The organism is Pseudomonas fluorescens (assembly GCF_902498195.1).
Lineage (GTDB): Bacteria > Pseudomonadota > Gammaproteobacteria > Pseudomonadales > Pseudomonadaceae > Aquipseudomonas > Aquipseudomonas fluorescens_BU.
The window spans coordinates 24,075-34,820 of record NZ_CABVIY010000001.1; the positions used below are offsets into that span (position 1 = coordinate 24,075).

At 49.0% G+C, this 10,746-nt stretch carries 8 protein-coding genes; 2 read left to right on the plus strand and 6 right to left on the minus strand.

The window, feature by feature from the left end; genetic code table 11:
- Positions 1-110 precede the first annotated feature (110 nt).
- The 6 genes from F8N66_RS00110 to F8N66_RS00135 form a co-directional block, all read right to left on the minus strand.
- On the minus strand, positions 111-1,853 hold the full coding sequence (locus tag F8N66_RS00110; protein ID WP_150768247.1) for an ABC transporter ATP-binding protein: 1,743 nt from the start codon (positions 1,851-1,853) through the stop codon (positions 111-113).
- A 9-nt stretch (positions 1,854-1,862) separates the two neighbouring features.
- On the minus strand, positions 1,863-2,327 hold the full coding sequence (locus F8N66_RS00115; RefSeq protein ID WP_150768248.1) for a GNAT family N-acetyltransferase: 465 nt from the start codon (positions 2,325-2,327) through the stop codon (positions 1,863-1,865).
- Entirely contained in the window at positions 2,315-3,277 is a 963-nt protein-coding gene (locus F8N66_RS00120) for a phosphotransferase enzyme family protein (protein WP_150768249.1), read from the minus strand. Before F8N66_RS00120 ends, F8N66_RS00115 begins: the two co-directional genes overlap by 13 nt.
- Positions 3,274-4,863: an asparagine synthase-related protein gene (locus F8N66_RS00125; protein WP_150768250.1), complete on the minus strand. Its 1,590-nt coding sequence runs from the start codon at positions 4,861-4,863 to the stop codon at positions 3,274-3,276. Before F8N66_RS00125 ends, F8N66_RS00120 begins: the two co-directional genes overlap by 4 nt.
- Positions 4,864-5,223: 360 nt before the next feature.
- Positions 5,224-6,066 carry a LysR family transcriptional regulator gene (locus tag F8N66_RS00130; RefSeq protein WP_150768251.1) on the minus strand — a complete coding sequence of 281 codons (843 nt, stop codon included), beginning with the start codon at positions 6,064-6,066 and terminating at the stop codon, positions 5,224-5,226.
- Between the two features lie 343 nt (positions 6,067-6,409).
- Positions 6,410-8,233: a glycoside hydrolase family 15 protein gene (locus F8N66_RS00135; protein ID WP_150768252.1), complete on the minus strand. Its 1,824-nt coding sequence runs from the start codon at positions 8,231-8,233 to the stop codon at positions 6,410-6,412.
- A 246-nt stretch (positions 8,234-8,479) separates the two neighbouring features.
- Between F8N66_RS00135 and F8N66_RS00140 the strand changes: the two genes are divergently transcribed.
- Together F8N66_RS00140 and F8N66_RS00145 are read left to right on the plus strand one after the other, a co-directional pair.
- Positions 8,480-9,652, plus strand: coding sequence for an MFS transporter (locus F8N66_RS00140; RefSeq protein WP_150768253.1), 1,173 nt, complete (start codon positions 8,480-8,482; stop codon positions 9,650-9,652).
- A gap of 170 nt (positions 9,653-9,822) precedes the next feature.
- Positions 9,823-10,557, plus strand: coding sequence for a thioesterase II family protein (locus F8N66_RS00145; protein ID WP_150768254.1), 735 nt, complete (start codon positions 9,823-9,825; stop codon positions 10,555-10,557).
- Positions 10,558-10,746 lie beyond the last annotated feature (189 nt).

Here is a 10,746-nt window from a genome sequence, read left to right on the forward strand (position 1 = left end):
AATAACGTTATTGAACATGCTTAATAGCAGTATTTTGAATTGCCCTAAGTGACTTATAAAACACTGGTGCTAGATTATATGGGAATGATTAAAGCCCGCTTGTGAAGGGGCTAGGAGTAAATACTATTTTTGGAGGTGGTGTACATTTTTTTGTAGTCAGAGCATAAGCTCATCAATTCAGTGTGATGTCCGGATGCAATGATGGACCCCTTAGTGATAAAGAATATTTTATTGGCTTTTTTCATTAGTCCGGGATCATGCGTGATGCAAATAATTAGATGTGTCTTGCTTAGGGCGGTCAAGGCACTAGAGATTCTGGAGGTTGCTTCACTGTCTAATGCTGAAGTTGGTTCGTCTAGGATGTAGCACTTGCTGTCCTTTAAAAAAGCACGTGCTAGACAGATTTTTTGTTTTTGCCCACCTGAAAGCTCTCGCCCATTTTCATCGATAAAAAAATCTAGGCTTTCGGGTAGGGTTTCTACGAAGGATGTAAGTCCAACGCAATCAAGTGTGTGAAAAATTTGTGAATTTGTGATTGTCCTTCCACAGCACAGATTCTCTCTCAGTGTCCCTGAAAAAATATAATTATCTTGATCTGTAACACTAATGTCCCTCCGGACACCTCTGATGTTTAGTGTGGTGATATTTTCTCCAAAATAATAAATTTCACCTGTTGAATATCCACTTAAGCCCATAAGTGTGTGGGCCAGTGTTGATTTGCCTGAGCCACTAACACCAGCGAATACAATTAGGCCAGAGCTGTTTAATTCGAAGTTGATGTTTTGAAGTGCGTTATTGCCATTTGGATGTTGAGAGGTGAGATTGAAGGTTGCGAAAATTTTATTCTCCTCAGCTTTGGTGTCCGAGGTGGAAAGGGAGTTTTCGGCTGGTATTTGGTTAAAGAACTCCATGTTATCAAGAGCCGTCTTTGCTTCCTGGTATTTGCTAAACAAATCGCTAGTGCTACAAAGTAATGTGCTTAGCCTGCTGACCAAGAGCTGAATAATCATGAACTCCCCAATTGTCAAATTGTTTGATTTTACAGAGAGGCAACCAGAAACAAAAACTATGAAAGTTAGTGTGCGAGAAGTTAATGATCCCCATAATTGGATGGTGCTACTAACTTTTAGAAGCGTGCGTAGCGAAGCTGTTGTGTTTTTAAGGCGATGTAGTGCTTTTCTATATATAAAGCTCTCCAGAGCATGATATTTTATTTGCTTTAGGGTGAAAGCTATTGAACAAACAGTGTTCTGCTTTTTGTTTTCTTGAATGTTGTACTCTTGAAGCCGGTGGGGCAGGTTGGATGAGCGGATTCTTAAGGGTAGAGTGCTGAACGCTAAAATTGCGGCGGTTAGTATTGCAATGGTTGGGCTGAAATGGAAAATAAGAATGAAGGATATTACGGCTTGGCCTACTTCTAAAAATGTCTGTGGTGCAGTATTTAGTGTGAAGTCCTTTATGTGGCTGATCCGGTTTGTTGCATTCAAAATGCATCCGGGCGAAAGTTGCTGTTTGGTATAGGCCCTAGAGAGAATCGTTTTAACGAATTTTCCTGAAAGGGAAAGCTCTAAATATGCACCAAGATTTATGATTGTAATAAGTCGCCAGTTACTGAGTGTGATTTTAATTATAGAAGCAACTATTGAGAGGCTGAGCATCCAGTAGAACTGGCTCGAGTCTTCGTCAAGAGCTGCATCGATGCCTTTTTGCAAGGATAGTGGAAAGACTATACTGGTTATGTAAATTAGAATTGTGCATGTTGCGATAATAAAGAGCTGTAAGCGCTTTGGTTTAAGTAGAGTAAAAACGTTGTTCCATGTGTGTTTCTTTTTTTTGTGATTAGTGCTCTGCACGATTATGGCTCACTTTTCAAGTGATAAGTAATATGTCGTTAATGGGGTCGAGGAGGTTGTTGTCCTAAGTTTGAATCCTAGCTTTTCAAGTAGTTTGATGATATTTAGATTGTTAGGTGATACATTTGCCACAAATGAAGAAAATCCATTTGTTTGACAGTTTTTTATTGAGTGTTCTATGAGGTATGATCCTAAACCAAGGCGTCTGAACGTTTTTTTAGTGGTGCATTCGATTTCATAAGCATTGTAGGTTGCTCTGAAGTGAGTAATGGCTAGCGCTAGTATTTCACTGTGCTGATAGGCTATAAATACGTGCGTGGGCGGGTTCAGTGTCGCTGAAGTTAAATTAAATTTAATTGTTTTTTTTATTAAATTAGAAGGGTGTGTTGAAGGCAATTCTTTGGAGTAGAAATTTGTGATTTTTTTTACATCTTTGATGGTTGCTCGCCGGATTCTAAATGTCAAACTTTCCATAGTGACTCCGTCAGCTGTTCATGATTTATATATGGTGTTAGTCTGTCGAGTAGAAAGGTTGTTTGTTGACGAGCAATCTCCAAGATTTCTTCGCTGATTATTATGTTGTCATGAAGGAATGTAAGGTTTCTAAGCTGGTTTATTTTAATTAGTGTTGGCGTGTGTTCGTTGATGTACGACTCTATTGAATTACCATAGCCTAAAATGAAGTTATTCCAGGCAGTAAGTTTTTGCGTTTCCTCATGGTCTAGTCCGGTTAACCACCACATGAAAGTAGCGATGTCGAATGCAGGATCAGATATTCTTGTGTGCTCAAAATCTATTAGTGTGCAGGAGTTCACAGAATATAGCGCGTTTCCTGGCCATGCATCACCATGACAAATACGACGTTTAGTATGTTGGGGATAGGGCAGGGGTGTTTGGACTATGTTATGAAATAAATTGAGTATTATTTTTTTTAAGCAGCTTGTTTCGAAAGAATAATCATGTTTTTTAAGGTTGGAGATTAATTGGTTGGCATTGCTTGTGCTTTGTTTCGGATTAGTAAAAGTTGGAGTAGGGCAGTTGTGTAGTTTGAATAACGCCTGACCAAATAAGAAGTCATGAAAGCTTTGGTTGTTTACTGAGTATGATGCCCCGATAATTTCTCGGGTCAAAATTCCATAATAAATCTGATTCTCGAACGTGTAGGTTTGTTCTTTGTTAGATTTTGGAAATATAGGTTGGATGCAGTCCAGGCCATTAGAAATAATGTGGTCCATTATTGTTCGTTCAAATGAGATTTTATACTTTGTAGATTTTTTTTTATTAAATATTTTCAGGGCAAAATTTTCTTTATCGGTTGATATTCTGAATATTTTGTTGACGCCATCGTAGATAATTTCTGCGTTGTTAGCGTGGATGTCGTAGGCTACTGAGATTTTATACAGTAAACTATTTATAGAGTTCATAGGTAGGCCTTCAGGAAACGCTCGATAGCCAGAATGTTCAATAAATAATCCAACACATATCTAGGCGTTTTAACACTTAATTGTTCAATGTCACGCTTAAATATGTTTTTTTCGATTAGTCCTATTTCGATTATTTTAAATGTGTTGTAATTTTTTAATATGGATGTTTTCTGTGTAAGTAATGCTATTTTGTCAGCGTGCATGAAGGTTTCTTTAGGGTAGTTGGTAAAAACACTACTTTGAGTGTTTTTTTTAAGGAAGTTTGAAAGCAGTGTTTTGTTTACCCTTAGATTAGATGGCAGAGTGCTGCAGAATCTTATAATGTTATTGTCTCGAAATGGATAGAGCGGCAATAGGTTATGGCTAAGAAGTAAAGGTGCTCTTCGTGCCATTGCTAGTAACATGCCTGTGTCGACTATTTTTTGGGGGGCGCAAGGAAGCAAGTGAGAACCTAAGATGTCTTGGGTTTTCGGTGTCAGGCGGTTAATCAAAAGTTGATTGTATAGTTTCCAAGAATGATCATCGATACTTCTAAGTCGGTCTGCTGAAAAATCTTCTTCTAAGAATTGTGGGAATAGTTCGTCGCCACCACAGCCGTTCAGAATGATATGTTGTTCGTCAGCGGCTGCTCGGTGCCATATTGATTCAAAGGCGGCCCCATATGCTTCTGAATTCAGATAGTATTTGTCACTGGCAGGTGATGAGAGGATCGGTAAATGGTCCTCAATTTTTACTGTATAGTCGCTTGCGTCTATATGGTTAATAATTGTGCATCTTCTTTTTAATTGGCTTTTAACCAGTGACGGATCACTGACTAATATTCCATATGTATTCAGTTTTGGCGACAGGCATGAGAGTGCGCATGTGACGGCAACAGTCGAAGAGTCTAGGCCGCCACTTAACTCTAAAGCTATTTTATTTGTTTGTCCTAGTTGAAAATCGGTTTTATTCCTCAGTAACGAACAGAATAAGTCTGTCGCCTCATCGGTATCTATCTGTTCCATTTCTCGAGATAACGATAACTCTGGGGCGGGATATTTGTACTCGCACGATTCTCTTGAGAATGTGCAGGTTGAGCCTGCAGTCAGCATCGATATGCCCTGAAAGGCTGTTCTGTTAGAGTATGTTGGTTCAAATGTTGACTTTATAAGATATTCGTAGTCAAGAATTAAGGATCTGCGCTTGGTGGTTATTTCTTTAAAGTCCCAATTGAAATAGATGGTATTTGAATTTTGGCAGAAATATATTGGAATACTGCCTTCGTTGGACGCGATAATCCTCAATGCATTTCCATTGTTTCCAAAGACGAGCTCTAAAAGTATGCCTTCCGAGTCAAGTAATGCGAACTCTTTGTAAATCTCGCTTAGTATGGAGTGGTTCAGTGTATTAAGTGGCGGATGATCTTTAATTGAACTTGGGTTGAGTCGGATTATGCATATCCATCGATCAATGTTGTGAAATAAAGTTGAACTGATGTAGGGGTTGTCCAAGATGGATAGATGACTGCCATCAGTCCATTGGTATTTATTGTTTTTAAAAGTAGGTAGGCCAAAGCGTGATTGAAGGTTGATTTTGCAATTTATCATAAATGTTCCTTTGTTCAGGGCAACGGCCTACCTGTGACATTGCATGTTGATTTACATGAGACCTAGTTAGTAGCGGAGACGATTGCTGTCACCTTGAACCAGAAATTTTGGAGCACGCTTTGGCGATGATGGTGGGTTGAGTACAGCGATTTCCGTGGGGGTTATGATGATGCTGTCTTGTTTGCATTTAACTGATTTTCTGCTTTTCATGATTAATTTTCCTAGTGTGCGAGCCAATCCCGCCCCTCTATGAATCCATATTTGCCTCCAGGAAAAAAGTCCGATTTTGTCTAAGTGTTTTGCATTTTTGGTCATAGTAGTGTCAATGGAGGTTTGGTGACTTCTAGAAGTTGTATAATCCTAAACCTGTATTAGCGTGGCGAGTCTGTCTGAATTTTGATTCAGCGTGATTAAATATGTAGTAATCTCTGGGGAGTCAGGGGGTAGGGACATAATTCGTATTTTAGAGTGACTTAGCATAGAGGTTTGTGATTTTGCTGCAATCCCAATACCACAGCCAGTATTTATCAGAAGAAGCAATACATCCAAATTTGAAATTAGTTCAAATGAGGGAGGTTGTGTTGTGATGTGGTTTTTAATTAAATTTTGCGTTACAGGTTTCAATAAAATCAATGGCTGCGTAGCTATATCCTCTAAGGTGATTGTGATTTTGTTTGATAGACAGTGGTTTAGTGGGATAAGTATGACTATTTCCTCACTCCATAAACGGGTGGACGTTAGGCCGCTTGAGGTGATATTGATAGACGATATTCCGGCGTCAATTTCCCCCGATCCTAGTGAGGCAACTAATTGTTCTTCACTGAATTCGAATATGCATGTCTGCAAGTCTGGGTGTTCTTTATTACACCTCTTAATCAGTTTTGTAGCGTAGGCTTGGGTTATATTGTCAGTTATTGCTATGCGTAACTTATTGTTAAGCTGCTGGCAGCTGCTGTTTATGCGTAAGCGTGCTTTTTCAATTGCCAGAACTATCTGTCGTGCCTCATCAAGGAAGATCTCACCTGCATGGGTAAGTTTTGTTGATCTAGTTGTTCGTTCAAATAGCTTTACGCCTAAGTCGTTTTCTAGATCTTTGATCGATCTTGAGAGAGGTGATTGTTCAATATGTAAACGGTTTGCGGCTCTGCCGAAGTGAAGCTCCTCTGCAACGCCAATAAAATGCCTTAGATGTCTTAGCTCCAAGTTTAGCTCTCCTTTTTTATTGGTTTTTTTTTTGTGCCTAAAGCCTGTAATTGTTAGTGTTCAATATGTCGAATTTTCAAGTTTTTCTTTTCTTTATTATTTGTATTTAGTATGCGCGCGATTAGGTGGGCGCTACTTTCAATGGTAGAGCGTCTGATGGAATTAGATACATCGTTAAGCATGGTTGGGATTCGACCGACATGCTTTTAGGATGATTCCTACATCTCCAATATATAATGATTTAACTATTGGTATTGGCTTTATATGTATGGCGCCAACTACGGTAGTAAAAATTATGACCAGCATTAAAGTTGGCGACCTTTGAAGGTATCGCAAACCAACCTCAGGGCTGCCAGAAACCCTTCTCCCCACTCAACTTGCGATCCAGAAAACACGCAGCGCTGATCAACGCCAGATGCGTCAGCGCTTGCGGCGTATTACCCATATGTCGCCCATGGCTGTCGAACTCCTCGGCGTACAGCCCTAGCGGATTGGCGTACCTGAGCAACTGCTCAAACTCCAGATGGGCCTTTTCCACCCGACCGGCGCGGGCCAGGCATTCCACGTACCAGAAGGAGCACGCGGCGAACGCGCCTTCGGTGCCGGGCAGGCCGTCGATGTGGCTGTGTTCATTGCGATAGCGGTACACCATGCCGTCGCGCACCAGGGTTTTCTCGATGGCGTCGAGGGTCGCGAGCCAGCGTGGGTCCTTGGCGCTGACGAAACGCACCAGCGGCATCAGCAGCATCGAACCGTCGAGGCCGGTGCCGCCGATGTGCTGGACGAAATGCCCGCGTTCGTCGTCCCAGAAGTTGTCCCAGATGTCGGCGTAGATCGCCTGGCGGGTCTGGTCCCATCGGGCGAACGGCGCCGGCAACGAGCGTTTCGAGGCGAGGCGGATCGCCCGGTCCAGCGCCACCCAGCACATCAGGCGCGAGTGCAGGAAGTGATGCTGCTCGCCGCGCATTTCCCAGATGCCGACGTCTTCCTGCTGCCAGGTTTCACAGACCTGATCGACCACTTCCACCGTGTGTTTCCAGCCCTCGTGGGAAATGGCTTCGCCGTACTTGTTGACCAGGTACACCGCGTCCATCAGTTCGCCGAAGATGTCGAGTTGGACCTGCGCGTAAGCCAGGTTGCCGATGCGCACCGGTGTCGCGCCGCCGTGGCCCGACAGGTGCGTGAGTTCGACTTCCGGCAGTTCCTGACGGCCATCGATACCGTAGAGAATATTGAGTTTCGTCGAATGACCCTGACAGTCGCTGACCCGCCCGCGCAGCCAGCGCATGTAGGCGTTGGCCTCTTCCGTGAAGCCCAGGCGCATAAAGGCGTAGACGGTGAACGAGGCGTCGCGGATCCAGGTGTAGCGATAGTCCCAGTTGCGTTCGCCGCCGGCGGTTTCCGGCAGGCCGAAGGTCGCGGCGGCGAGGATCGCGCCGTGTTTGCGCGAGGTCAGCAGCTTCATGGCCAGCGCCGAGCGATTGACCATCTCGCGCCAGCGGCCGCGGTAGTTGGACTGGCCAATCCAGTCACGCCAGAACTTCAACGTGCGTTCCAGGCACAGCGCAGCGGCGCCGTCCTTGAAGCGCGGATCGTCGATGGCGCCGAGCAGGAACCCGGCGGTCTGGTCCTGCCCGAGGGTGAATTCGGCGACGGCGGCGCGGGTGTCGATGCTCAGGGCCTGGTCTGACGACAAGCGCAGGGATGGCTGGTCGATGGCTTCAAAGATCACGTCTTGCTCATCAAGGCGGGCGCGGGTGTTGGCACGGGCATAGTCATGCCGCACGGCGCAGCGCAGGTGAAAACGGGCCTGGCCACTGACCACCCGCACCCGACGCATCAACACCGGCCAATCGTCCTCGCTGTCGCCGATGGGCAGCAGGTCGGTGATTTCCACCACGGCGCGATCGCTCAGCCAGCGGGTTTGCAGCACATTGGTATCGGGCAGGTAGATCTGCTCGCGGCGGGCGTCGGGCAAGTCCGGGGCCAGCTGGAAAATACCGGCTTCGGGGGTGTCGAGCAGCGAACAGAAAATCGTCGGGCTGTCGAACTCCGGCCAGCAGAAAAAATCCACGCTGCCCTTGTCGTTGACCAGCGCGGCAGTGCGCATGTCGCCGATGATGCCGTGGGCGTCGATGGGGCTTTGGCGTTCGGGGTGATCAGCCATTGTCGCGAAACTCCAGAAGCTGGGACCTAAGTAGCTGACTGGTGCTAAAGGGCTGGAGTTCATTTGTGCGGTGACTGTTCTGGCCTCTTCGCGAGCAAGCCCGCTCCCACAGGGGAGGGTGTACTCAGGTCAAAGGTGGGAGCGGGCTTGCCCGCGAAGGGGCCTTCACATTCGACCAACAATTTGCTGCTTCCCCCTCGATCCGCCGCTGTGGCAATTTGCAGGCCCTTATCGAGGCCGGACCCTATGGCAAACCCTTATCGCGCGCTGTTCAAAGCCCCCGGCAGCCGGGCTTTCGTGCTGGCCGGGATGATCGCACGCATGCCGATTTCCATGACCGGTATCGGCCTGATCACCATGCTGTCGCAGTTGCAGGGTGGCTATGGCCTGGCCGGGGCGGTGGCGGCGACCTTTGCCCTGGCCACGGCGTTTTGCGCACCGCAGGTGTCGCGCCTGGTGGACCGTTTTGGCCAGCGGCGGATTCTGCCGGTGTCGGCCTTGATCGGTGGCGGGTCCTTGCTGCTGGTGCTGCTCTGCACCCGATTGCAGGCGCCGTCCTGGACGCTGTTTGTGTTCGCCGCGCTGGCCGGTTGCATGCCGAGCATGTCGGCGATGGTGCGGGCGCGCTGGACCGAGTTGTATCGCGGCCAGCCGCAACTGCAAACCGCCTACGCCCTGGAATCGGTGCTGGACGAAGTCTGCTTCATTGTCGGGCCGCCGTTGTCGGTGGGCCTGTGCGTGGTGGCGTTCCCCGAGGCCGGGCCGCTGGCGGCCCTGTTGATGCTGGCCATCGGGGTCACGGCGTTTGTCCTGCAACGCAGCACCGAGCCGGCGGTGCATCCCCATGAATCCCATCATTCGGGTTCGATCATCCGCTCGGTGGACATCCAGTTGCTGGTGCTGTTGATGGTCGCGATGGGCACCATCGTCGGCGTGATCGATGTGGTCAGCGTGGCCTTCGCCCAGCATCAGGGCATCCCGGCGGCGGCGAGCATCGTGCTGTCGGTGTATGCGATCGGTTCGTGCCTGGCCGGGCTGGCATTTGGCGCGCTGCGCTCGACAGTGCCGCTGCCGCGACTGTTTCTCTACGGCGGGGTGGCGACGGCAGTGACGACCTTGCCGCTGCTGCTGGCGGCGAACATTTTCGGGCTGTCGCTGGCGGTGTTCGTCGCCGGGCTGTTTTTTGCCCCGACCCTGATTGTCGCGATGGCATTGGTCGAGCAAATCGTGCCACCGGCCAAACTCACCGAAGGCCTGACGTGGCTGGTCACCGGGCTGAGCATCGGCGTGGCGATCGGCGCCGCCAGTTCCGGGTGGCTGGTGGATGCGTTCGGCGCGCGCAGCGGGTTTTGGGTGGCGATTGCGGCGGGGGCGGTCGTATTGGGGGCTGCGGTACAAAGCTTCCGTCATTTGAAATAGAGATCAATGGTGGGAGCGGGCTTGCTCGCGAAAGCGGATCAACCTTCAACATTTAAGTGGGCTGATACACCGCATTCGCGAGCAAGCCCGCTCCCACATTGGCTATTCGACTAATTCTCTGCGGCGCTCATCCGTTCTCTCTTGGCAGACAACTTTTCGAGGTAAGCCCGGTGACCCCGCTGACATTGCTGTGCCTGCCCTATTCGGGCGCGAGCGCCATGGTTTACAGCCGCTGGCGCAACAAGCTGCCGCCCTGGCTGAAACTGCAACCGGTGGAACTGCCAGGGCGGGGCGCGCGCTATGGCGAGCCGCTGCACACCGACATGCGCCGGCTGGCGCTGCAACTGGCGCAGGAGCAGAAAATCACCCTGAGCGCCCCTTACGCCTTGTTCGGCCACAGCCTCGGCGCGTTGCTGGCCTGTGAAATGGCCCATGCGCTGCGCTCGCTCGGTTGTCCGGAGCCGGTGGCCCTGTTTGCCTCGGGCACCGCTGCGCCGACCATGCGTGAGGATTACGACCGTGGTTTTGCCGAGCCCAAGAGCGATGCCGAGTTGATCGAACAACTGCGCTCGCTCAACGGCACCCCCGAGGACGTGCTGGCCAACCAGGAGCTGATGAGCCTGACACTGCCGATCCTGCGCGCCGACTTCCAGTTGTGCGGGCGTTTCGAGCCCTTGCACCGGCCCTTGCTCAACTGCCCGGTGCACGTGCTCGGCGGCAAGGCCGACCGGGCCACCACCGAGCAGCTGATCGGCTGGCGCCAGGAAACCCGTGGCAGCTTTTCCGTGGACATGCTCGGCGGCGGGCACTTCTTCATCCATGAACATGAGGCCAAGGTACTCAGGGTGATCAAGGATCAGCTTGAGGTGCACCATCGGCGCCACGCCATGGCTGCCAGCGCCTGACAATTCCCGACGCCCCCTCTGTAGGAGCGAGCCTGCTCGCGATAGCGGTATGTCAGTCAACATCTCTGTTGAATGATGAACCGCATCGCGAGCAGGCTCGCTCCTACAGTGTTATTCATCGTTCTGTTTTTCGCGTTCCACCTCCTGCCTGATACTTATTCCCATTCGCTAATTTTTCCGGTCTGCATT

What these genes read in the sequence shown, in the direction of transcription:
- F8N66_RS00135 (WP_150768252.1), bottom strand. Translation starts at nt 8,233, where the DNA reads ATGGCTGATCACCCCGAACGCCAAAGCCCCATCGACGCCCACGGCATC.
- F8N66_RS00120 (WP_150768249.1), bottom strand. Translation starts at nt 3,277, where the DNA reads ATGAACTCTATAAATAGTTTACTGTATAAAATCTCAGTAGCCTACGAC.
- F8N66_RS00125 (WP_150768250.1), bottom strand. Translation starts at nt 4,863, where the DNA reads ATGATAAATTGCAAAATCAACCTTCAATCACGCTTTGGCCTACCTACT.
- F8N66_RS00140 (WP_150768253.1), top strand. Translation starts at nt 8,480, where the DNA reads ATGGCAAACCCTTATCGCGCGCTGTTCAAAGCCCCCGGCAGCCGGGCT.
- F8N66_RS00115 (WP_150768248.1), bottom strand. Translation starts at nt 2,327, where the DNA reads ATGGAAAGTTTGACATTTAGAATCCGGCGAGCAACCATCAAAGATGTA.